Annotated in this window: 18 protein-coding genes; 16 read left to right on the plus strand and 2 right to left on the minus strand. The window is 58.0% G+C overall.

All coding sequences use genetic code 11. The annotated features are described in order from the left end of the window. Positions 1–16 precede the first annotated feature (16 nt). From AC2TF6_RS08595 to AC2TF6_RS08615, 5 genes are all read left to right on the plus strand, one after another. On the plus strand, positions 17–1,204 hold the full coding sequence (locus AC2TF6_RS08595) for an exonuclease SbcCD subunit D (protein ID WP_491310693.1): 1,188 nt from the start codon (positions 17–19) through the stop codon (positions 1,202–1,204). 15 nt (positions 1,205–1,219) lie between these two features. Continuing rightward, positions 1,220–4,771: an AAA family ATPase gene (locus AC2TF6_RS08600; protein WP_491310694.1), complete on the plus strand. Its 3,552-nt coding sequence runs from the start codon at positions 1,220–1,222 to the stop codon at positions 4,769–4,771. 338 nt (positions 4,772–5,109) lie between these two features. Then, entirely contained in the window at positions 5,110–7,545 is a 2,436-nt protein-coding gene (gene nirB, locus AC2TF6_RS08605; RefSeq protein ID WP_491310695.1) for a nitrite reductase large subunit NirB, read from the plus strand. A 54-nt stretch (positions 7,546–7,599) separates the two neighbouring features. After that, positions 7,600–7,935, plus strand: coding sequence for a nitrite reductase small subunit NirD (nirD, locus tag AC2TF6_RS08610; RefSeq protein ID WP_491310696.1), 336 nt, complete (start codon positions 7,600–7,602; stop codon positions 7,933–7,935). 110 nt (positions 7,936–8,045) lie between these two features. After that, a complete protein-coding gene (locus AC2TF6_RS08615) occupies positions 8,046–8,834 on the plus strand; it encodes a formate/nitrite transporter family protein (protein WP_491310697.1) in 789 nt (262 codons plus the stop codon). A 300-nt stretch (positions 8,835–9,134) separates the two neighbouring features. Here the strand turns inward: AC2TF6_RS08615 and AC2TF6_RS08620 are convergent, their stop codons facing one another. Then, the gene (locus AC2TF6_RS08620) at positions 9,135–9,860 is read right to left on the minus strand and encodes a Crp/Fnr family transcriptional regulator (RefSeq protein WP_009675045.1); all 726 of its coding nucleotides are present in this window, start codon (positions 9,858–9,860) and stop codon (positions 9,135–9,137) included. A gap of 214 nt (positions 9,861–10,074) precedes the next feature. After that, on the minus strand, positions 10,075–10,602 hold the full coding sequence (locus tag AC2TF6_RS08625; RefSeq protein ID WP_491310698.1) for a hemerythrin domain-containing protein: 528 nt from the start codon (positions 10,600–10,602) through the stop codon (positions 10,075–10,077). Between the two features lie 165 nt (positions 10,603–10,767). On the opposite strand from AC2TF6_RS08625, the gene adhE reads away from it, so the two are divergent. From adhE to AC2TF6_RS08680, 11 genes are all read left to right on the plus strand, one after another. Beyond that, positions 10,768–13,377 carry a bifunctional acetaldehyde-CoA/alcohol dehydrogenase gene (gene adhE, locus AC2TF6_RS08630; RefSeq protein ID WP_491310699.1) on the plus strand — a complete coding sequence of 870 codons (2,610 nt, stop codon included), beginning with the start codon at positions 10,768–10,770 and terminating at the stop codon, positions 13,375–13,377. 187 nt (positions 13,378–13,564) lie between these two features. Continuing rightward, entirely contained in the window at positions 13,565–15,835 is a 2,271-nt protein-coding gene (gene pflB / locus AC2TF6_RS08635; RefSeq protein ID WP_491310700.1) for a formate C-acetyltransferase, read from the plus strand. A 39-nt stretch (positions 15,836–15,874) separates the two neighbouring features. Next, complete coding sequence (gene pflA / locus AC2TF6_RS08640) at positions 15,875–16,633, plus strand: pyruvate formate-lyase-activating protein (protein ID WP_491310701.1); 759 nt, start codon at positions 15,875–15,877, stop codon at positions 16,631–16,633. A 329-nt stretch (positions 16,634–16,962) separates the two neighbouring features. After that, complete coding sequence (locus AC2TF6_RS08645) at positions 16,963–17,907, plus strand: polysaccharide deacetylase family protein (protein WP_491310702.1); 945 nt, start codon at positions 16,963–16,965, stop codon at positions 17,905–17,907. A 174-nt stretch (positions 17,908–18,081) separates the two neighbouring features. Then, positions 18,082–19,491, plus strand: coding sequence for a hypothetical protein (locus AC2TF6_RS08650; protein WP_491310703.1), 1,410 nt, complete (start codon positions 18,082–18,084; stop codon positions 19,489–19,491). 20 nt (positions 19,492–19,511) lie between these two features. Further along, the gene (locus tag AC2TF6_RS08655) at positions 19,512–20,228 is read left to right on the plus strand and encodes a response regulator transcription factor (RefSeq protein WP_009675036.1); all 717 of its coding nucleotides are present in this window, start codon (positions 19,512–19,514) and stop codon (positions 20,226–20,228) included. Next, a complete protein-coding gene (locus AC2TF6_RS08660; RefSeq protein ID WP_217557953.1) occupies positions 20,209–21,615 on the plus strand; it encodes a HAMP domain-containing sensor histidine kinase in 1,407 nt (468 codons plus the stop codon). Before AC2TF6_RS08655 ends, AC2TF6_RS08660 begins: the two co-directional genes overlap by 20 nt. Positions 21,616–21,993: 378 nt before the next feature. Beyond that, positions 21,994–23,070 carry a ribosome small subunit-dependent GTPase A gene (rsgA, locus tag AC2TF6_RS08665; RefSeq protein WP_491310704.1) on the plus strand — a complete coding sequence of 359 codons (1,077 nt, stop codon included), beginning with the start codon at positions 21,994–21,996 and terminating at the stop codon, positions 23,068–23,070. 278 nt (positions 23,071–23,348) lie between these two features. Beyond that, on the plus strand, positions 23,349–23,696 hold the full coding sequence (locus AC2TF6_RS08670) for a histidine triad nucleotide-binding protein (protein WP_009675046.1): 348 nt from the start codon (positions 23,349–23,351) through the stop codon (positions 23,694–23,696). A 122-nt stretch (positions 23,697–23,818) separates the two neighbouring features. Then, positions 23,819–23,992 (plus strand): 30S ribosomal protein S21, encoded by a 174-nt coding sequence (gene rpsU, locus AC2TF6_RS08675; protein WP_024094532.1) that lies wholly within the window; start codon positions 23,819–23,821, stop codon positions 23,990–23,992. 16 nt (positions 23,993–24,008) lie between these two features. Continuing rightward, complete coding sequence (locus tag AC2TF6_RS08680) at positions 24,009–24,449, plus strand: GatB/YqeY domain-containing protein (protein ID WP_009675051.1); 441 nt, start codon at positions 24,009–24,011, stop codon at positions 24,447–24,449. The last annotated feature ends 90 nt before the right edge of the window (positions 24,450–24,539 follow it).

A 24,539-nucleotide genomic window follows, 5' to 3' on the forward strand; every position in this document is an offset into this window, starting at 1 on the left:
GATTTGGGGGATAGGTATGCGCATACTGCACACCGGTGACTGGCACTTGGGGAGAACCCTGGAAGGGCGGAGCCGGTTTGAGGAACAGGTTGCTTTCGTGGACGAACTCGTCCGCATTGTCAGAGAAGGGAATATCGATCTCGTGCTGCTGGCGGGAGATGTGTATGACACCGTCAATCCGCCTGCCGCTGCGGAGCAGCTTTTTTACGACGCTCTGTCCAGGCTGGCCGAGGACGGCCGCAGGGAAGTTGTCGTCATTTCGGGCAACCACGATCACCCGGACCGTCTGGGGGCGTCTTCCCCGATTGCCAAGGCGCAGGGAATCTCTCTGATCGGGCTGCCGAAAGCGGGCCTGATGGAGATCGGGATTCCGAGAACCGGCGAAACGGCCAAACTGTTTGCGCTGCCGTATCCGTCCGAGTCGAGACTGGGCGAACTGCTCAGCGACGACGCCGGCGAAGAAGTGCTCAGGAGAGCTTACTCCGAGCGGGTAGGCGAGCTGGTTAAAGCTCAAACGGCGGGCTTTCGTCCCGACACCGTGAACCTGATCATGAGCCATATTTACGTGCTCGGGGGAAAAGAAAGCGAATCGGAGCGTCCGATTCAGGTCGGCGGAGCGTACACGGTCGATACATCGGCACTCGATGTCGGCGCGCAGTATGTGGCGCTCGGCCACCTGCATCGTCCGCAGACGCTTAAAGCGCAGAGCCCCATCCGCTACTGCGGTTCCCCGCTTGCCTACAGCTTTTCCGAAGCGGGCCAAGCCAAGTCGCTGACCGTTCTGGACGTCAAACCGGGAGAACCGGCCTCGATCGAAGAAATCTATTTGACATCCGGCCGCCCGCTGGTGAACTGGAAAGCGAAGGAAGGGCTGGCGGAGGTGCACCGCTGGCTGGATGAAGGGCGGGACGCAAACGCGTGGATCGACCTGGAAATCCACATCTCGGAAGCGATGTCGCTGCACGACATTCAAACCCTGCGCAAGGCGCGCAGCGGGTTTATCCATATCAAACCGATCTATCCGCAGCAGCAGCCGGCCGAGGAAGAAGCAGCCGTACTGTCAAGCGCGGGTCTGCCGGTGGACGAGCTGTTCCGCCGATTCTACGAACGGCAGACGGGCGGGGCCAAGCCCGAGCCCGAGCTCGTGCAGCTCTTTATGGAGCTGCTGCAGGATCATTCGGACGGCCCGGAGCAGGCCGAATAAAGGGAGGCGAAACGTATGCGTCCGATACGGCTGCAAATGTCCGGTCTGCAAAGCTACCGGGAATCACAGGAAATAGATTTTACGCAATTGTGCGATGCCGGCGTGTTCGGTATTTTCGGACCGACGGGGAGCGGAAAGTCGTCCATTCTGGACGCCCTGACGCTGGCGCTCTACGGCAAAGTCGAACGGGCCTCCGGCGGTACGCAGGGGATCATGAACCATGCCGAAAATACGCTGGCGGTCTCGTTCACTTTCGAACTCAGCCATCCGACGGGCGCCGTCCGGTACCGGGTGGACCGTCAGTTCAAGAGAGGCTCGGACGTCTCGGTTACGAATACCGTAAGCCGTTTTGTCCGCATGAGCGGGGAGGAGCCGGTTGTACTGGCCGATAAATCCACGGACGTAACCAACCGGGTCCACCAGGTGCTCGGGTTGTCCATGCAGGATTTTACCCGCGCCGTGGTGCTTCCTCAGGGGAAATTCGCCGAATTTCTTTCGCTGACCGGCAAAGACCGGCGGCAGATGCTTCAGCGGCTGTTCCACCTTGAAGCTTACGGCGATCATCTCAGCGCGCGCGTAAGCGGACGGCTGAAGGAAGCCGACGGCCTGCTTAAACAGATCGCCGCCGAGCAGCAGGGACTGGGAGACGCGTCCGAAGAAGCGCTGGCCCAAGCCGGCGAGAGGTTGAAGGAGGCGGCTGAGTATGCCGTCGTCCAGCGCAAGCTTTTTCAGCAGGCGTCCGCCCGCTACGAGGAGATGAAGCAGATTGTAAGCGTGCAAAAGGATGAGCGGCAGACGGAATTGGAGCTTCGCAAAACCGAGGAAGAAGAGCCGGGAATCCGGCAGCGCGAAGATAACCTGAAGCGCGCGGAGGAAGCGGAGAAGCTGCGTCCTTATGTCGAGCACGCGGAAGCTTCGGCGAAAGCAGAGGCGGAGCACCGGGGGCGGATCGCTCAGGCAAGGGACCGCTCCAGCCAGGCCGAAGTGAAATTAGACACGGCCTTGCAGGCGTCCGAGCAGGCCCGGAAGGAGCTGGCCGGAAGCGAGGAGCCGCTGCTGATCCGGTTGGAGCGTTTGAACCAGGCACTGGAGCAGGAGCGTCAGCTTGCCGACCTTCACAAGCAGTGCGAAGGCCTCAAAACGAGCGAGGAACATCTGCTTTCACAGCTTTCCGCGGTGAAAGAGGCGTTCCGCAAGGAACAGGAGACGAAGGAAAAGGCGCTGGGCAGGCAGGCGGAGCTGAAAGAAGCGCTGAAAAGCGTAGAGGTCGGCTACGAGCAGCGCAGCCTTCTCCAAGAAGCGTGGGACGCCAAAAGGGAGCTGGACATGCAGATGCGCCAGCTCCAGGAATTCCGGCAGGAGATCGGCGGAAGACGCCGGACGATGGAGGCCGGAGAGCGCGATCTGGCGGTCCGTGCCGGGGAACTGACCGCTTGGACGGAACACTTTGCCCGCTGGCTCGGTGAACTCGGCGCCGGCAGGACGGAAGCTCTGCAGCTGCGTCAACGGCTGGCGAAGCAGGAAGAAGCGGCGGCCGCGGTGCTTCAGATCCGCAAACGGGAAGACCGTGAGCGCGAGCTGCGGAATCTGGCCGGGAAGCTGGCGCACGAACTGCACGAAGGGCAGCCCTGCCCCGTGTGCGGCGCTGTGGAGCATCCGGCTCCTTACCGGGAAGAAGAGGTGGAGGCGGAGAAGGCTTCCCCTGGCGCAGAGGAATGCGAAACGCTCCTTCGCGCGATCCGGGAAGCCGGAATGGAGGCGGACCGTCACGTTTTCGGCCTCGATAGTCTCGCCAAGCGGGCCCTTGAGCACGAGCGCGCCGGAACGGATCATCCGCAGGCTGCAGCAAACAAGCTTGACGCTGATGTCCGGGCCGGGGCCGTTTCCGCGGACGAGACCGACCTTGCGGCCACAGAGGCGGCGCTCATGCTGGCGGAAGCGGCAGCGTCCTCGGCGGCGGCAGAGAGCCTTACCGTCACCGCTGGTATCCGGCAGGGCGAAGCCGGAATCTCCGCGGGAGAGGCGCTGCGTCAGCTGGCCGCTTTCGAGCGGCCGCAAGCGGAGACCGCACGTATAGGCCGTTTGGCGGCAGAACTCGAAGCGGGCTTCCAAACCCTCCTGAAACGGTTGAAGCCGCTTGAAGCCGGCATGCAGGCCGTGGAGGCGGAGCTGCGTTCGCAGCGCGCGGCCCTTCAGGCCGACGAAACCAAAGCGCAGGTTTTGGAGCAAAGCATCCGCGGCCGGGAAGAAGCCTGGCAGAAGCGGTTCGGCGCCCGTGGCCTGGAGCTGGACGCCGTGGAGGCCCGCCTGAAGCAGCTGGGCGAGCAGGAGCGCCAGGCGGAAGAGCTGCGCGGCCGCATCGAGAAGAGCATCCCGTTCATCGACGGGGTGCTCGCGAAGATCGAGCAGCTCCGCACCGAGGCGGCGGAGCTCGACAAAACCGCCCTGCAGCTCGCGACCAAGCTGCAGGGGCTGTCCCAGCTCGCCGCCGAGAAGGCGCAGCAGCTGCACGACCGCGTCGGAGGCGAGCCGGTGCCGCGCCAGATCGCGGCGGCTCAGGCCGAGCTCGATGGGCTGCGCACCCGCGCGGAGCAAACCAGGCTCGCGCACGAGCAGGCCCGCCGCGAGCAGCAGGAGGCGGCCCAGGCGCTCAGCGCAGCCGAACAGGCCGCCGCATCCGCCGCCGGGCAGCTCGCAGAGGCGCGGGAGCGGCTGGACCGCGCGCTGAAGGCTTCCTCCTTCGCGGATGCCGACGCCGTGCGGAGCGCGTACGTCGCCGAAGCGCAGCGCGCCGAGTGGAGCGCGGAGGCGCGGCGTCACCGCGAGCGCGAGCAGACGCTCCGCTCCCGGCTCGCGCAGCTGCGGGAGCAGCTTGCCGGGCGGACGGTCAGCGAAGAAGACTGGACCGGCATGCTGCTCGAGCTGCGCGAAGCCCAGGAGCGCGACGAGGCCGCGCTCGCGGTCCGCGCCAAGGCGGAACGCGACTGCGAGGAGCTGCAGGCGAAGCACGAGCAGTGGCGCCGGCTGGAAGAGCGGCGCAGCGCGCAGCAGACCTTGCACGGTCGGCTGGCGAAGCTGCAGTCCGTGCTGAAAGCGAACGCCTTCGTCGAGTTCCTTGCGGAGGAGCAGCTGATGCAGGTGAGCCGGGCCGCTTCGCAGCGGCTCGGGCAGCTCACCCGGCAGCGCTACGCGATCGAGGTGGACTCCGGCGGCGGCTTCGTGATCCGCGACGACGGCTCCGGCGGGGTGAAGCGCCCGGTCGGCACGCTGTCCGGCGGCGAAACGTTCCTGACGTCGCTCGCGCTCGCGCTCGCTTTGTCGGCGCAGATCCAGCTCAAGGGCGAGGTGCCCCTGGAATTTTTCTTCCTGGACGAAGGGTTCGGTACCCTGGACCAGGATCTGCTGGATATGGTGGTCACCTCCCTCGAGAAGCTCCACATGGACCGGCTTGCGGTCGGCGTGATCTCGCACGTGCCGGAGCTGAGGGCTCGTCTGCCGCGCAAGCTGATCGTCGAGCCGGCCGAACCGTCCGGACGCGGCAGCCGGGTAAGGCTGGAGCTGCTGTAAGGCCGACGGGCCGTATACGGCGGACGGCGGCTCTGCAGTGCTCTGCCTGCGTTTTTAGGCGTGTAGAACGGCTGTTTTCAAATAAATACGACAACGGTATCTTGGCTTGTCCATGGAATCCGATCAAGAAAGCACATTCCCGGTTTACCGGTGCGAATGTGCTTTTTTTGTATGGCGGCAGTTTCGGTTCACGTTTCTTTCAATCGATGTTCACATCTGTTTCCCGTCCTGTGACTTTTTTCACATCTGACCGGCACCGAAGACGTTTATACTTAGTATGTGCTTAATTTCACAAGTGAAACTTTTCAAAGATCGACCAAGGCAGGGGGCGTTAGGCAATGAATCGCAGAAAACTGGTGCTTATCGGAAACGGAATGGCAGGAGTGGGTGTGATCGAGCAAATTTTAAAAATCAACACCGGCTTGTTTGATATAACGATTGTGGGGAGCGAGCCTCACCCGAATTACAACCGGATACAGCTCTCTTATGTGCTTGAGGGTAGCAAAACGACGGATGAAATCGTCCTGAACGATTGGAGCTGGTACCGGGAAAACGGCATTGAGCTTCTGACGGGGACGACAGCGACTGCGCTGGATACGACGGCCAAAACGGTCACGACGGACCGCGGGGATGTCCTTCCTTATGACGTCCTGATTTTGGCAACGGGCTCGAAGCCGTTCATTCTGCCGGTTCCGGGCGCGGACAAAGAGGGAGTCGTCGGTTTCCGCGACATTGCCGACTGCGAAGCGATGACGGAAGCGGCCCGGACTTATCGACAGGCGGCCGTCATCGGCGGCGGCCTCCTCGGTCTCGAAGCGGCCAAGGGCCTTTCGAAGCTGGGCATGGAAGTGACGGTCGTTCATCTGATGGACGATCTGATGGAACGCCAACTGGACCCGGCGGCTTCGGGAATGCTGCGGGCGGAGCTGGAGCGCCAGGGACTGCGTTTCGCAATGGGAAAACAAACGAAGGAGCTAACGGGCGGCGTGCGTGTCGAAGGGCTGGCGTTTACGGACGGAACCGCGCTGGAAACGGACTTTGTCGTCATGGCGGCGGGAATTAAGCCGAACAGCGTTTTGGCCGCGGCCGGAGGCCTGGAAGTCAATCGCGGAATCGTCGTGGACGATTTTATGCGGACCTCGGCGCAGGACGTGTATGCTGTCGGAGAATGCTGCGAGCACCGCGGCGTGTGCTACGGGCTTGTCGCCCCGCTTTTTGAACAGGGCAGCGTGCTAGCCAAGCATTTGTGCGGGGTGCAGACGGCTCCTTATGAGGGAACGGTGCTGGCCACCAAGCTGAAAATATCGGGTGTGGACGTATTCTCCACCGGTGAATTTATGGATCGTCCGGATCTTACAATCGTCAAAATGCAGGATGACTGGAGAGGCGTGTATAAAAAGGTGCTCGTCCGCGGCAGCCGGATCGTAGGCGGCGTGCTGTTCGGCGATGTCAGCCAGGCGACCCAGCTTCAGCAGTGGATCCGAAGCGGCCGCGAAATGACCGAAGACGTGCACGCCGTCCTGATGGGAATTCCCGCGGGAGAGGAAAGCGGCGGCGGGGCGGAGCTTCTGGCCGACGAGGATATCGTATGCGGCTGCAACGGGGTGACGAAAGGAACCATCGTGGAAGCCGTCCGCGCACAGGGTCTGAAAACAGTCGACGAAGTGAAAGCCTGCACCGGAGCTTGCCGCTCATGCGGAGGCTGCAAGCCGCTTGTCGAGCAGATTCTGGCCGGCGTGCTGGGAGACGGCTACGAAGCGGGCACAGCGGCCCATGGCATCTGCGGCTGCACGCAGCTCGGCCGGGATGAAATTGTCGCAGCCATGCGTGAGCGGAAGCTGACGACGACCCGCGAGACCATGGCCGCTCTGAATTGGAGCAACCCCGAAGGCTGCTCGAAGTGCCGGCCTGCGCTCAACTACTACTTGACGATGTTGTGGCCGGAAACCTACGTGGACGAAAAAGAATCGAGATTCGTCAACGAACGACTGCATGCGAACATCAACAAGGACGGCACATATACGGTCGTACCGCGGATGTACGGCGGCGTAAGCTCGGCGGAAGAGCTGAAACGGATCGGCGATGTGGCCGTGAAATATAACGTCCGTGCCGTCAAAATGACCGGCGGACAGCGGATCGACCTGATGGGCGTTCGCAAAGAAGATCTGCCGAAAGTCTGGGAAGAACTCGGTATGCCATCGGGCTACGCGTACGCGAAAGCGCTCCGGACGGTCAAAACGTGCGTAGGCTCGACCTTCTGCCGGTTCGGCACCCAGGATTCGATGGGGATGGGACAACTGCTGGAGAAGAAATTCGAAAGGATCGACATGCCCGCCAAGTTTAAAATGGCCGTGAACGGCTGCCCGCGCAACTGTGCGGAATCGTGCACCAAGGATGTCGGAATCGTCGGCAATGACGGCGGCTGGGAGATTTACATCGGCGGCAATGGGGGCATTAAACCGCGGCTTGCCGATCTTGCGGTAAAGGTGAAGACGGATGAGGAGCTTCTGGAAATTACCTCGTCGCTGATCCAGTTTTACCGGGAAACCGCCAATTACCTGGAAAGAACATCGGATTGGGTCGAGCGGTTGGGTCTGGCTTATATCCAGAACCATGCGATCACGGATGAAGCGAACCGGCGGGAGCTTGTAAACCGCATGGAGACCGCCCTGACACGCGCGCACGATCCTTGGCAAAAAGTGATCGGCGACCGCCAGCTCCGTCAGGAACTGTATGAAGGAGTCAACGTGCCGGTAGGGCCGCCAACGGAATAAAGCGCATCGGACAGACAGGGGCTCTCAAGCAGCTCCCCAAAGGAGGAGAAATCGATGAACCGACAGCTTCAGGACAAACCGGAAACCTACGTTTGCATCGGCAGACAAGGTGATTTTCCGGCTCGGCTGGGAAAGACCGTTTTCGTGGGAGAAGAAGAAATCGCCGTGTTTCATTTGACGGACGGCCGTCTCTTTGCGCTCCAGAACCGGAGTCCTCACCGTAGGGGAGGTCCGCTCTGCGAAGGGATGATATCGGGGGACCTGCTTTACGATCCCCTGTATGACTGGAAAATCAACCTGCTGGACGGTAAAGTGCAGGCGCCGGATACGGGACAGGTGAAAACTTATCCGGTGAAACTCGACGGGGAGCATGTCTGGATCGGGCTGTGATGCCCCTTCCGGCCGTGGTTCCGCCTGCCGGCTTGTACGCACAAGAGGCTTATCCGGAACATCCTTCGTCCGGCTTAACCTGCTTTCAACCCGCGAGGAGATGACGCATAATGTTTACTGAAACCGTGGAAAAAATGGCCGCCGCGGCCGCGCAAAAAAAGAATTTTCTCTCCGAAAGCCTTCTTCGCTACCTGACGGCGGCGGGTCTGGCCGGTGCTTACGTAGGACTCGGCATCGTGCTTATCTTTTCCGTAGGGGCCCCGCTGTTTGCCGCAAAATCGCCGGTTACGACAACGGTCATGGGCCTGTCGTTCGGAGTTGCGCTCACACTGGTGATTTTTGCCGGATCGGAGCTTTTTACGGGGAACAACATGTATTTCACCATTGGGACGCTTTCGCGCAAAGTCACTTGGAAGGATACGCTCGTCAACTGGTTCTGGTGCTACCTGGGGAACCTGACGGGGGCTATGGTCCTCGTTCTGCTGGTCGTCGGTGCCGGGGTGTTTGCCAATATTAAGCCGGACCATTTGTTAATGACCATCGCCGCCAAAAAAATGAACATGGACACCACGCAGCTGTTTTTCCGGGGAATTCTTTGTAATTGGTTCGTCTGCCTGGCGATCTGGACTTCGATGAGAGCCAAAGAGGACACGGCGAAGCTGATCCTCATCTTCTGGATGCTGTACGGCTTTATCGCATCGGGGTATGAACACAGCGTGGCGAATATGACCGTGCTGGGGCTGGCCCTGATTCTCCCGCATCCCGAAACGGTTACCCTGGCCGGCTGGTTCCACAACATGATCCCGGTAACGCTGGGGAACATTGTCGGCGGGGCCGTGTTTGTCGGGCTGCTGTATTACTTCATCTCGCCTGCGAAACGGGGGGACGGAAGGCTGTAAACTAACTAAAGCGCAGCAGGCATAGCCCCGCAAGCGCAGAAAACTCCCTGATTTCAATCAGGGAGTTTTTTTGCGGCCGCAGCCGCGTGACCGGGGGCCGTCATCCTGCGCGGGGGCTGGCCGTTCGCCGCCATGCTCTTGCGCCTGCGCCATGCTGTGCCGGACCGCGCTTCCGGGAACCCCGGGCCCGGGCTCCCCGTGCCGGCAGCGCTAGCGCCACTCGCCGGGGCGCCCGGATATTTCAGCGCCGCACGACATCGGGAGCCGCCTCGTCGGGCCCAAATAAAAAAAGTGTGCCGGTTACATCCGGCACACTTCTACGGGGCAGTTTTCGCAGTGGCAAATGCCCTTTAAATAATTCAAATCGCGAATGATGATGTAGCCGTTATCCATTTCAATGGCCTGAGCTTTGCGCAGGTCGCTGAACATGCGGTTCACGCTTTCGCGGGTGGAGCCGATCATATCCGACAGCTCCGAGTGGGTGAGCTTCTTCGTAATGCGGATCGTCCCGTCCTCTTCGTGCCGGCCGTACGTGTTCGACAAGCGGATGATGGTGGAGCACAGGGCCCCGGGTTTTCCGTACAGCATCATATCGCGGTATTTTGTCTGCGTCATCCGGTGGCTGAGCCCCATCCAGCGCATAAATTCCAGAGCGAATTCGCCGCTCTGCCAGATCAGCATTTCCACGTCTTTCTTGTGCGCCACGCCGATCAGGGTTTCTTCCAGCACTTCCGCGCTGTACCAATGCTTCGTGTCGTCGTAGGGATCGATCATGCCGATCAGATCGCCCTGCTGGTATAAGTAAAGCACAAGATCCTTGCCTTCGTCCGTAGACTTCGTAGCGCGTACCCGGCCGTTTTTTATAAAATAAAGCTTGTCAGCCGTATCGCCTTCCCAAAACAAGTAGGCGCCGGGTTGAAGCTTCTGCTCATGCATAATATCCGTCAGCTTCTGCAAATTTTCCGTCTTAAAGGCAGCCGTGTTCCGGGGATTCGTATAGTAAACGGGATTTGTGCCGGTGTTCATGATGGCTTCCCTCCTCTTTGACTTCTGCTTCCAGTATACCGGATATGACGTAGATCATATATGACAAAAATCACATTTTGCGCACAATGTTAATAACCGCGCTCGTCCATATCCAACGCAAACCTTCCGTTTACAGGCAAAAGGACACAAAAAAACCGGAGTTCCGTCTGCATTAGGCGGCTCCGGTTTCCTTTTAATCGGGAAAAGCGGCTTTCTACGAATAAAACTGCTCGATATCGGTCAGCATCTGCTCGGCGAGCGGGAATACCCATTCTTTTTCTTTACGCATATGCTCAAGAAGAATGAAGCACGACTGGAGCACGTGGGATACCGAACGTTTGGCGCACAGGGGATCGAGGGTTTGACTGTCTTCTTTGAGAGCCTGAAAGAAAAGGCGCAGATTGTGGACGGCCATGTTGTATTCCTGCTTCATAACGGCGGTAGGGCCCATTTTGTCGCCCGTGTACAAATCAACGATAGGGAAAAGCGTTTCCTGTTCATCCTGCTGATACTGCTGGAAAAACTTCAAGAACCGTTCGGCGCGTACCTTCAGCTGGTGTAAATCGGTTTTGAGCGAATCCCGGCTTCCGGCGGCTCCGATTCCGCGTGCGAGCATTTGCAGCTCCAGCAGATCGGCCTCAAGAAATTCATGCTGCTGCTTCAAATAATATAGGGCGTCGGACAACTGGCTGCCTGGGTCCATAGAGGCATAGGGCAGACGTTCCACGGTTATTGTGCTCATCGTCATTTCCTCCTGTCGGGTCCTGCGGATGATGGTAAAGCGCGCGCGTGTTTCCTGTCTTCACCATAAGGCGGGGACGCTCTTTTTGTCTGTGAGAAATGTCATAGTGAAAAAATTCACAATCTCCTACAATGAAGGTGTAGAAAGAACAGAGGAGGCGGAGAGATGGCTGTACAGGAAAATGAGACCGTAAAACCCGCAGCTGCGGCGGCCAAAGAACAGGTAGACCGGCTGGTGCAGAACGCGAAGAAAGCGCAGGCCGCTTTTGAAGGCTTGGACCAGTCCCAGGTCGACCGCATCGTACAGGAAATGGCGTTGGCCGGCGTAGACCGGCATATGGTTCTCGCCAAGCTTGCAGTGGAAGAAACGGGGCGCGGCGTATATGAAGACAAGATCATCAAGAACTTGTTCGCGACCGAGTACATCCATAATTCCGTGAAGTACGACAAAACGGTCGGTGTAATCGACGACGATCCGACGACCGGCCTTACGTCCATCGCCGAACCGGTCGGAATTATCGCTGGCGTCACCCCGGTAACGAATCCGACCTCGACGACGATGTTTAAGGCGCTGATCGCGATGAAGACGCGGAATCCGATTATTTTCGCCTTCCATCCGTCCGCGCAGAAATGCAGCTCCGAAGCGGCCCGCGTTCTGTACGAAGCGGCGGTAAGCCACGGGGCGCCGAAAGATTGCATTCAGTGGGTGGAGAAGCCTTCTATGGAAGCGACACACGAGCTTATGCACCACGAGGGAGTGGCCCTGATTCTGGCTACCGGCGGCTCCGGCATGGTCAAATCCGCTTACAGCGCAGGTAAACCCGCTCTCGGCGTCGGTCCTGGCAACGTGCCGTGCTTCATCGAGAGAACCGCGGACCTGCGCCAGGCAGTCACGGATCTGATTCTCTCGAAGACGTTTGACAACGGCATGATCTGCGCATCCGAGCAGGCCGTTATCCTGGACGAAGCGATCGCGGCGGAGGCCAAGGCGATGCTGAAGGCGCAGGGATGCCATTTCCTGAGCGCCAAGGAAACGAAGAAGCTGTCCCAGTTCGGCATGAACGCCGGATGCGCCGTGAACGCGGCGATTGTGGGCCAGCCGGCGGCACGCATCGCCGAAATGGCGGGGTTCGAGGTTCCCGCCGGGACGAAAATCCTGATCGCCGAGCTGGACGGCGTCGGTCCGGCCTACCCGCTGTCCGCCGAGAAGCTGAGCCCCGTGCTGGCCTGCTACACGGCCGCCACGGCTCAAGCGGGCATTGCCCGGGCAGCGGAGATTGCGGCATTCGGCGGACTCGGCCACACCTCGGTCATCCATTCGAACGACGACGGAGTGATCGCCGCTTTTGCCAAGGAGCTGCCGACCTGCCGCATTATCGTTAACGCGCCTTCGACTCACGGGGCGATCGGGGATATCTACAACGCGAATATCCCTTCACTGACGCTAGGCTGCGGATCTTACGGCCGTAATTCCACTTCTTCGAACGTGACGGCGGTCAACCTGATCAACGTCAAAAAAGTCGCACACCGGACGGTGAATATGCAGTGGTTTAAAGTACCCGAGAAAATTTATTTCGAGAGAAACGCCACCCAGTACCTGGCGAAAATGCCGGACATCACGCGTGTTTTGATCGTGACCGACCCGATGATGGTGAAGCTCGGCTACGTGGAACGCGTGGAACATTATTTGCGCCAGCGCCGGATGCCGGTAGCCATCGAAGTTTTCAGCGATGTAGAGCCGGACCCTTCGGTCGACACCGTTGAACGCGGTACGGCCATGATGAACGCTTTCCAGCCGGACTGCATCGTGGCACTCGGCGGCGGATCGCCGATGGATGCGGCGAAAGCGATGTGGCTGTTCTACGAGTACCCCGACGTCACGTTCCATTCGCTGAAACAGAAGTTCATGGACATCCGCAAGCGGACATTCAAGTATCCGAAGCTCGGCAAGAAGGCGAAGTTTGTTGCCATCCCGACGACTTCGGGTACCGGTTCGGAAGTGACTTCGTTCGCCGTCATCACGGATAAACAGAACGGCCACACGAAATATCCGCTTGCCGATTACGAGCTTACGCCGGATGTGGCCATCGTCGATCCCGAATTCGTTTACTCGCTCCCGAAAACAGCCGTGGCCGACACCGGCATGGATGTGCTCACACACGCGATCGAAGCTTACGTCTCCGTTATGGCAAACGACTATACGGACGGGCTCTGCTTGCAGGCCATCAAGCTCGTGTTCCGCAACCTGGAGCAGTCCCATGCGACGGCCGACAAGCTGGCCAGGGAGAAAATGCACAATGCGTCCACGATCGCCGGCATGGCCTTTGCGAACGCCTTCCTGGGCATCAACCACAGCCTGGCGCACAAGTGGGGCGGGCAGTACGGAACGGCGCACGGACGGACCAACGCGATCCTGATGCCTTACGTCATCCGGTATAACGCGGCGAAGCCGTCGAAATACGCGTCGTTCCCGAAATACTCGCACTACTGCGCCGACGAGCGCTACGCCGAAATCGCCCGGTTCCTCGGGCTTCCGGCCGCCACCACGGAGGAAGGCGTCAAGAGTCTCATCGACGCCATCCGCGAGCTGAATCAGAAGCTGGGCATCCCCGCTTCGTTCAAAGAACTCGGATTCGATGCCGATGATTTCGAAAGCCGTGTGGAGTACCTGGCGGACAAAGCGTTCGAAGACCAGTGCACGACCGCGAATCCGAAAATGCCGCTCGTCAGCGAACTGGCCGAAGTGTACCGGGACGCTTTCTACGGCAGAATCTGAGCAAGCGGATCGGGATTTATCTGCTGCCTGAATAAGCGGGAGCGGCGCCGCAGCAGCCGGTGCGGTGAAACGGAAACAGAGACAGTGATCATAACGGCGCGTGCAGTAAAGTTTGCGCTGAAACGAAATCAGCTTTGCCGGGCGGCCGCTCCGCGGCCCGTCCGTTCATTCCAAGGAGGGAACGAAAATGGCTATCGAAGAGCGCGAGATGCGCATGGAGTCTACTGAAGAGGGAGTATACCGCGGGTTCCGCAAAGGAAAGTGGCAGCACGGGATCGACGTCCGTGACTTTATCGAGCTTAACCTGACGCCTTATGAGGGAGACGAGGCTTTTCTTGCCCCTCCGACGGAAGATACGAAGGCGCTTTGGGAAGTCGTTAAGGACCTGACCCGGCGCGAAAGAGAGCAGGGAGGCGTGCTCGATGTGGATGTGAACACCGTGTCCACGATCGTTTCCCACGCACCGGGCTATCTCGACAAAGACAAGGAGCGCGTAGTCGGGCTCCAGACGGATGAGCCGTTCAAACGCTCCGTGCAGCCGTTCGGCGGCATCCGGATGATGGAGGACGCCTGCGAAGCTTACGGCTTCAAGCTGCCGCAGGACATGGTCCGGCTGTTCACGGACATCCGCAAGACGCATAACCAGGGCGTGTTCGACGCCTACACCAGCGACATGCGGGCCGCCAGAAAAGCCGGCATCATCACCGGCTTGCCGGACGCTTACGGGCGCGGTCGGATCATCGGGGATTACCGCCGGGTAGCGCTGTACGGCATCGACGCCCTCGTGGCCGATAAGAAGAAGGATCTTCTGCTTCTTGAAGTGGATGCGATCACGGAGGACGTCATCCGTGCCCGCGAGGAGCTGTCCGAGCAGATCCGGGCGCTCGCCGAGCTGAAGAAGATGGCCGCCGACCACGGTTTTGACATCACGGGGCCGGCCTCCGATGCCCGCGAAGCGTTCCAGTGGCTGTACTTCGCCTACTTGGCGGCGATCAAGGAACAGAATGGCGCGGCGATGAGTTTGGGACGGGTGTCCTCTTTCCTCGATATTTATATCGAAAGAGACCTCCGCGAAGGAACCTTGACCGAAACGCAGGCGCAGGAGCTGGTGGACCATTTCGTCATGAAGCTGCGGATTGTCAAATTCCTGCGTACGCCGGATTATAACGAGCTGTTCAGCGGCGACCCCACCTGGGTGACGGAGTCCATCGGCGGCATGTCCTTGTCGGGCCGGACCCGCGTGACGAAAAACTCCATGCGGTTTCTTCATACGCTGTATAACCTGGGTCCCGCTCCCGAGCCTAACTTGACGGTGCTCTGGTCAGAGCAGCTGCCGGAGGCGTTCAAGAAATACTGCGCCAAAGTCTCGATCGAAACGAGCTCCATCCAGTACGAGAACGACGATCTGATGCGTCCTTTCTACGGCGACGATTACGGCATCGCCTGCTGCGTATCCGCCATGAAGATCGGCAAGCAGATGCAGTTCTTCGGAGCGCGGGCCAATCTGGCCAAAGCTCTCCTATATGCCATTAACGGCGGCGTGGACGAAAAGCTTGGGGTCCAGATCGGACCCGAAAGCGTACCGATTACCGCCGATGTACTTGATTACGACGAGGTCATGCATAAATTCAAGGGTGTCATGGAATGGCTGGCGAAGCTGTATATGAACACGCTGAACGTGATTCACTACATGCACGACAAATACTGTTACGAGCGGATTGAAATGGCCCTTCATGACCGGGAAATCGTCCGTACCATGGCCTGCGGAATCGCGGGATTGTCCGTAGTCGCCGACTCGCTGAGCGCGATCAAATACGCCAAAGTGCGCCCGGTCCGCAACGAGAAAGGAATCGCCGTCGATTTCGAAATCGAAGGTGATTACCCGATGTACGGCAACAACGACGACCGCGTCGATTCCATCGCCGTTTCTCTCGTTGAAGCGTTCATGGGCATGATCCGCAAGCACAAGCCTTACCGGGATGCGGTTCCGACCCAGTCGGTCCTGACCATTACGTCCAACGTCGTTTACGGCAAAAAAACCGGCTCCACGCCGGACGGGCGCAAAGCGGGCGAACCGTTCGCGCCGGGCGCGAACCCGATGCACGGACGCGACCGCAAAGGCGCGCTGGCCTCGCTCGGCTCCGTCGCCAAACTGCCTTACGAGCACAGCCTGGACGGCATCTCGAACACGTTCTCGATCGTGCCCAAAGCGCTCGGCAAAGAGCCGCAGACGCGCAAGGACAATCTCGTCCATATGCTGGACGGATATTTCGAAAGCGGAGCGCACCATCTCAACGTGAACGTATTCGACCGGCAGCAGCTTCTGGACGCGATGGAGCATCCCGAGCAGTATCCGCAGCTCACCATCCGGGTTTCGGGCTATGCGGTCAACTTTATCAAACTCACTCGCGAGCAGCAGCTCGACGTTATTAACCGGACGTTCCACGGCGCCATGTAAAAGGGACCGGGGCACGCCGAAGCAAAGGACGTGTTAGTCATGAAAGGCAGAATCCATTCCATCGAAACGTTCGGCACGGTAGACGGCCCCGGTATCCGGTTTGTTCTCTTCATGCAGGGATGCGCCCTGCAGTGCGGCTACTGCCACAACCCCGATACGTGGGACACCTGCGGAGGACGGACGGTGACCGTCGATGAAATCCTCGCCGAAATGGAGCCTTATCTTCCGTACTACCGGAAGTCGGGCGGGGGAATCACCGTAACGGGAGGAGAGCCGACGCTGCAGGCGGCGTTTGTCGCGGAGCTTTTCAAAGCGTGCAAGGAACGCTTCGGCGTGAACACGGCGCTCGACTCTTCGGGCTTTTGCGAAGTGGGCCACGAGCATGTCCGCGAGCTTTTTGAAGAAACGGACCTCGTTCTGCTTGATCTGAAAATGATGGACCGCGACAAGCATATCGCGCTGACGAGCCAGCCCAACGACAAGATCCTGCGCACGGCGCGCTGGCTTTCCGATCACGGCAGGCCGATGTGGATCCGGCGGGTGCTCGTTCCCGGAATGACGGATACGGAAGATGAGCTGGAGCGACTCGGTTCTTTTCTGGTCAGTCTGACGACCGTGGAAAAATTCGAGCTTCTTCCTTATCACAAGCTGGGAACCTATAAATGGGATCTTCTTCACCGGGAATATCCGCTCAAGGACGCCCGCACACCGACGGAAGAAGAAGTCGCGAGAGCGTACGAACTTATCGAGCGTGCGCGGAACCAAAACGTTTCGCGGCCGACCTGCCAGTCTCTCTAAAAATTGGTCTTTACAGGAAATAAAACTTCCTCTATATTTAAGCTTTCGGCCCCTGCGCCGGAAGCTTTTTTCGTCATGCTTGTACATTTTTTTACAAGTGTAACGGGATCGTAACGGCTTAATTGTTCCAAATGTAATGGTTTCGTAACTACTTGTGTCGAAAGATGGAGTACACTTAGGATAAGGAAACACGTTGAAGGGAACGGACCCGGGGAATACAGGAGAAGACGCCTTGCCGCGTCAGTCGTTCCTATGTGCTGGAAATCATAGACAGGCTGGTAGGTTCATAGACAATCAGCCGAAGAAACAAATGGGAGATGGAAGGAATCATGAAAAAAAGAAAAGTGTTCAGACTGCGCTATGTCCTTATGATAGTGCTGGGGTTGTTTATTGCATACAATGTCAGCCATGCATTGTTGACCAAACAAACGGCTGCCGGCCCCTCCCCAGGAGAAACGGCGGCTACGCCAAGCCCGACGCCGGTCCCGACCGCGAATGAACCGGAGAAGAAGCCGGATAAGAGCGCGCATCCCAATCCTACGCCGACTCCGGAGCCGACTCGGAAGCCGGATTCTACGCCGGTTCCGACGGCCACGCCCGATCCTGCGCCGACGCCGCAGGCAACGCAAGCTCCGCAGGGCGGCGGGTCGGCAAACTTGGCCACGCCGATTTATTCGGTTTCGACCAAAAATAAACTCGTTGCGCTTACGTTCGACGACGGTCCGGACCTGCACTGGACGCCGCAGGTTTTGGAAGTGCTGAGCAAGTACAACGCGAAAGCGACGTTCTTCCTGGTCGGTCGCCAGGTCGATAGATATCCCGACATGGTGAAGCGGATCGTGGACGAGGGCCATGCGGTCGGCAACCATACCTGGAGTCACGCGCAGTTGCCTAAGCTGACGCCCGAACAGGCCCGCGAACAGATGACGAGCACGGACGAGGCCCTGAAGAAAGCGCTCGGCAAGGGAACGTACCTGTTCCGTGCCCCGTACGGCGCCGTCAACGATAACGTCAAAGCGGTAGCGGCACAGCAGGGGCAGCTTATCATCGGCTGGTCGATCGATACGAAAGACTGGGCCGGTAATACGCCGGATCAGATTATGAACAATGTGAAACAGCATATTCATCCCGGCAGCATTATTCTGCAGCACAGCTTCGGAGGCAAGGGCGGGGACCTCAGCAATACCGTGGAGGCCACCCGCAGAATTTGCGAGTATCTGCAGGCTCAGGGCTACCAGTTTGTTACCGTGCCGGAATTGTTGGCTGCGAAATAATGAAATGCCCCGGACCGGTTTTGCGGAAGGCTGCCGAACCGGCGGAAGCGAGCCGTCCATGCCGTATTTGCCGGCATCGGGCGGTTTTTTCGTTCGCGTCCATGCAGAATTTTCAGGTCCTGCTTCCGGGGCAGCTTTGCTATAATGGAACCAGCACTAGAAAAGGGGAATGTCATGAAGAGAAGAATCAAATGGATACCGCGACCCGCAGCGGGCCTGCTGACGGCCGGACTCTCCATGCTGCTGCTCAGCGGCTGCCAGCTCATATCTTCTTCTCCCGCCGCTTTGCTGAAGGCTCCGGCCATGAGCTCGAGCCTGTATCAGCTCAAAGAGGCGGTGACCCACTATCTGCCTCCGGGCGCGGTGCTCAACACGCCGCTCAAGCTGCCCGACAACTCGGCGGCCGGCCCGATTTACCAGGTGGACCTTAACGGGGACAACCAGAAGGAAGCCGTGGCCTTTTACAGGCTGCAGAAGAATGAGTTCGAACTCGGGGCCCTCATTCTCGAACAAGTGAACGAAGAATGGCGGAAAGTCACCGATATCCATGAGCTGGGCAGAGAAATCGACCGCGTCGACTTCGTGGACGTTACGGGAGACGGGGCTCCGGAAATGCTCGTAGGCTGGAGTGCCGGAGAAGCTGTCAATCTCAATAAAGAATTGTTCGTTTATTCCATGAAAGGCTCGGTGGTGAGCCAGATGGAGAAAATTCCGTACACCGAGATCGCGATCGGCGATCTGACCGGCGACGGAGTGCCTGAGGTGGCCGCCCTGCTTCTCGACCGCGACAAGCTGGACGCTTCCGCTTCTTTATACTCGTTCAAGAACGGGGAGAAGAAGCTGATGCAGAAGCTGCCTATGGACGGCGGCGTCAACGGTTACTACCAGGTCGTGATCGGCAAAGCGACCGACTCGCAGAACGGGATTTTCGTGGACGCGGGGCTTGGCGCCAATACATCTTATACTTCTCTCTTGGTTTGGAACAACGGCAAACTTAAAGACGTTTTCAGTGCCAAGGACGAACAGGGGAACGTTCAAACCTTCAAGGAATACAAAGGAAGATCCCAAGACGTCAACGGAGACGGTATTATGGAGATCGAGCTGCTCAAGATCCCTCCTTTTATCGAAAACAGCAATCCGACCGATATGCCCTGGATCCACCAGTGGTATCAGTGGGACGGCACGAACGGGCTCAAATGGGTGCACGAAAATTACTACGACAACAACGTCACGTACCGGTTTGATTTTCCCGAATCGTGGAGAGGCAAAATTACGCTGGAACGGTCCAAAAGCGATCGTGCCGACGGGTACACGACTTTTTATTATTTAAGCGCGAACCGCAAGGAAAAAGCGGAGCTGCTGACCATCCGGTATTACCCGACGGAGCAGTGGGAGAACATGAAGAACGAGCTGCAGAAGAAGGAAATCGACTTCGTGGAGCTTGATACGTCGTACGGGCGCAAAACCGTAGCGTTTTTGCCGGAGAAGCCGACGAACCTGTCCGTCAAATCCTTGCAGGAATATAACCAGATGAAACTCGGATTGAAAGATATACAGGAGCGGCTGAAGCCGGTCTATTATTAGAGAAGGGGAGGGAGACCGGAATGAGAGTACTGATTTTGGAAGATGAAGAATCGATCCGCGGATTTATCCGGATTAATCTTAAACGCAACGATATTGATGTTACGGAGGCGGCGACGGGCGAGGAAGCCCTCCAGCTTGTAAAGGATGAAGGCCCTTTTCACATCGCCATTCTGGACGTTATGCTCCCGACTCAATTATCGGGATTCGACGTGTGCGCGCAGCTGCGGAAAATGTACCCGAAAATGGGCATCATCATGCTGACCGCGAAATCGCAGGATACGGACAAAGCCGAAGGTCTGGAGATCGGAGCGGACGATTACGTGACGAAGCCGTTCAGCCCGGTGGAGCTCATCGCGAGAATTAAGGCCCTGTACCGGAGGCTGGAAATTCCCGAGCAGGAATCGGCCAAACAGAGCCTGAGCTCCGGCATCTTTACGCTGCAATTGAAGGAACGGAAACTGTTTAAGGGACGGACCGAAATCGATATCACGCCGACCGAGTTTGCCATTCTGAAGCTGTTCATGGAACAGCCCGACCAGGGGATTTCCCGGGATGAAATTCTGGATGCCGTATGGGGTAAGCATTTTGTCGGCGATTTAAAAATCGTGGACGTCAACATCCGCCGTATCCGCCAAAAAATCGAGGTAGATCCGTCGCACCCTGCACATATCGAAACCGTTTGGGGTTATGGGTACCTCTGGAAGAAGGAATCCGCCCTTGAGCAGCATAAGGAGTAAAGTCGTCTGGAATTTTCTGCTGATCATCGTATTTATTGTGCTGCTTCTCGGAGGCTTGTTTCTGGGAACCATCTACCAATATTATTACGGAAGCGCCCTTCAGGCCTTAAGTGAACGCGCCAAATTCACAGTCGACTACAACAACCGCTACAATTCGCTTTCTCCTCTCCAGGAGAGGGCCCGCAACATTTTAAAAGAGCTTGCAAAGGACGAAATCAGCCGGGTCGAGGTAGTGGACCTGGAAGGGAATCTGATCCGGGATTCGTACGGGTTTACCTCCAAACGCAAAATCGATACGTCGGACGTCCAGTCCGCTCTGCTCGGAGAGCCCGGCAAGTGGATCGGGTTGAATACCGACACCAAAGAGAGGATCATGGCGCTTTCCTATCCCCTCAAGAACGGGGACCGCGTCGTCGGCGTCCTGCGCTACACGACTTCGATCGAGCAGGTCGACCGGATGGTCATGAGGACAGCCTGGATCATCATCGGCATCGGCGTGGCCGTCATTCTCGTATCCCTGGCGGTCAGTCTGCTTCTCGCCAACCGGATCGTCAGACCTATCCGCGAGGTCACGGATGTCGCCCAGAGCATGGCCCAGGGCGATTTCCACAACAAGGCCGTCAAACGGCATGACGACGAGGTCGGGCATCTGGCGGATACGCTCAATTACATGGCGGACGAAATTCTCCGCAACGACCGCCTGAAGAACGAGTTTATCTCCTCGATCTCCCACGAGCTGCGGACACCGTTAACGTCGATTAAAGGCTGGAGCGAGACGCTGGTTTCGGGTGACCTGAACGAGAAGGAAGAAACGCTTACGGGTCTTTCCGTCATTTCCAAAGAAACGGACCGTCTGATCGGGCTGGTCGAAGACCTCCTCGATTTCTCCAAGCTCCAGTCCGGCAATATGAAAATGCACCGTGAACCGGTGGACGTCAACCGCCTCGTGAAAGACATTTACCAGCAGTTTGCGGGGAACTGCCAGAGGCGCAGAATGGAGCTGCAAATCTCCCTTGCGGAGAACAGCCTCTACGTTTTCGGGGATCAGAACCGGCTCAAGCAGGTGTTGATCAACTTGCTTGACAATGCGATGAAATTCACGCAGGAGAACGGGGTAATCCGCATCATGACCCGCGTGGAAGGCAGTCTCGTGCAGCTGATCGTGGAAGATGAGGGCGAAGGGATTTCACCGGAAGCGGTGAAATATGTGACGGAGAAGTTTTACAAGGCCGACAACCGGCAGCCGGGCAGCGGCCTGGGCCTGTCCATTTGCCAGGAAATCGCCCAACTGCACGGAGGAACGCTGCAGGTCACGAGCGAGCTCGGGCAGGGAACGACCGTAACGGTCGAGCTCCCGCGTATGCCGGAAGAGGAGAAGGTCCTGTAAACGGAATGCCGCACGACCTGTCATGAACGTTTGGCGTTCAGACCCACGGGAGATCGCTTCGGCTGGCGGCGTTTGACAAGCAATTTTGCGGCAACGCGGGTTCCCGGCACGCGGCAAGGCGTTACATAACGGTGGTCGGCCTTAAGCGAGCGGCAAGCCAGTTGCTCGTTTCCCGCTTGTTCATTCATCCCTCGGGGCATTACCCGGGACAGAATACACCGACACCTTCAACTGAGAGACCCGATGGAATTCCGTCGGGTCTTTTTTGCCGTTTGCGGCTGAGAGGTAAAAAACAGCTATGAATGATTGTTTCCCGGTTAATTCGGGCCTTTTCCTGCTAGACTGGGAAGCAGATAGGATGAAAGGTGTGTTCACGGATTGAATTTAACTGAATTAGGCTGGAACGAAGAATTCCGGCAAGCTTTGACGGGAATGTCGGCGGAAGGTCTCACGGCAGGCCGCGTCGCGCTTGAACATAAGAGAATGTACAGGGTCAAAACCGATTCCGGCGAAGTGCTCGCCGAGGTGTCGGGCAGTATGCGCTACCAGGCGCGCAGCCGGGGAGATTACCCCGCGGTCGGCGACTGGGTGGCCTTAAGCGTGCGCGAGGAAGAGGGCCGCGCCACCATTCACGGCGTCCTGCCGAGAAAAAGCATGTTCGTCCGCAAAGTGGCGGGCAACGTGATCGAAGAGCAGATTGTCGCCGCGAACGTCGATGTCATCTTCCTCGTTAACGCGCTCAATGCGGATTATAATCTCCGCCGGCTGGAGCGCTACCTCGTCATGGCATGGGAGAGCGGCGCCTCTCCCGTCATCATCCTCAGCAAGGCGGACCTGTGCGCCTCGCCTGAGGAAGTGGCCCTCCGGGTTGCCGAGACGGAGGCCATAGCGCCGGGCGTGCCCGTCCATGCCGTCAGCTCGCTCCTCGGCGAAGGGGTGGAGGGCCTCCGCGCCGCCTACCTCGGTATCGGCCGGACGGCCGCAGTCGCCGGGTCCTCCGGAGCGGGGAAGTCCACGCTCATCAACGCGCTGCTGGGCCGCGAGGCGATGGACACCGGCGCGATCCGCGAGGACGACGCCCGGGGCCGCCATACGACGACCCACCGCGAGCTTCTCCTGCTCCCCGGCGGGGGCGTGCTGATTGATACGCCCGGCATGCGCGAACTTCAGCTGTGGGAGGCGGACAGCGGGCTCAGCCAGTCGTTCGACGATGTCGAGACGCTGGCGGCCTCCTGCCGCTTCCCGGACTGCCGCCACAACAGCGAACCGGGCTGCGCCGTGAGAGGCGCCATAGAAGACGGGACGCTGGACCAGGCGCGCTATGACAGCTACGTCAAGCTGCAGAAGGAGCTGGCCTTCCTGGCCCGCAAGGAGAGCAAATCCCTTCAGACTGCGGAGAAGGACAAGTGGAAGAAGATCCACAAGGAGATGAGGCGCAAGCCCTCCAAGCCATAAAAAGCGGCGGAACCGCTATCCGGGCGCGAGTGCGGACCCGGTTCCGCAGATTCACCTCCCCTCTGGTGGCGCTGACGGTCCTTTCGCTGCTTCCGTACTATTGATACAAAAATCCATAACCGCCTGGGAGAGACATCCGTCTTCCGGCGGTTTTACCTTTTTCTGGAACGACGCTCACTTTTTATTTTCTTTTTGACTCGTTATTCAGTATGATAAAAATATACATACAAATCTATGCACATGAGCATGTACGATTCGATAAAGGAGGAGACGAAACAGTGGATTGCTTATTCTGCAAAATCAGAGACGGACAAATTCCATCCAAGCAGGTATACGAGGACGAGCAGGTGCTGGCTTTTCACGATATCCAGCCGGCCGCTCCGGTTCATATCCTGATCATTCCGAAGAAGCATATCGCCTCGATGAAAGACGCCGGAGAAGAAGACTGGGCGCTGATCGGTTCGGTTCACAAGGCCGCGCAGCAAATCGCCCGGGATTTCGGTATCGAAGAGAGCGGCTACCGGCTCATCAACAACTGCGGACCCGACAGCGGACAAGTGGTTTTCCACATTCATTACCACCTGCTCGGCGGCACGAATTTGGGTCCTCTAGTAGCTCAAAGATAATTCATAGAATTTATTGTCATAGGAGTAAAGCTTTTAGGTTGACACCTAGAAACGTTTTCCCCTATAATGAAGTTTGATGAACCGCTTTGATTGGACGGTCTGTTCGGAGGGAGGGAAAACTGGTGTCAGAAACTCGAGTTCGCAAGAATGAAACCATAGATGCTGCACTTCGCCGCTTTAAGCGTTCCATTGCTAAGGATGGCGTATTGGCGGAGATTAAAAAGCGCAAGCACTACGAGAAGCCGAGCGTTAAGCGCAAAAAGAAATCTGAGGCTGCTCGTAAGAGAAAGTTCTAGGAGGCAACCCAAGTTCATGAGCTTAAGCGAACGTTTGAACGATGATATGAAGCAAGCGATGAAGAGTCAAGACAAGTTTACACTCTCCGTAATCCGTATGGTAAAAGCATCTATCAAGAATATCGAGATAGACCAGCGACGAACCTTAGATGACAATGAAGTGCTTGATGTTCTGAATCGCGAAGTCAAACAACGCAAAGATTCCCTCCAAGAATTTAAAAACGCCGGCCGGGACGATTTGGCCGACAGCCTGCACGCTGAGATCGACATTCTAATGAAGTACCTGCCGCAGCAGTTAACAGAGGAAGAAGTAAGCGCAATTGTAAAGCAGACCATCCAAGAAGTTGGCGCTTCCTCCAAAGCGGATATGGGAAAAGTAATGTCGGCCCTCATGCCGAAAGTTAAAGGTCGGGCTGACGGGAAATTAGTTAACCAACTGGTGCAACAAAACCTGTAATAAACCGACGGGGTCGGAAGCAGTGATGCTTCCGGCCTTTTTTCATAGCCGGAAAACGATAAAACGGAGGCCGCTGCGCAAACAAGCTTA

Source organism: Paenibacillus sp. JNUCC 35, from assembly GCF_058269095.1.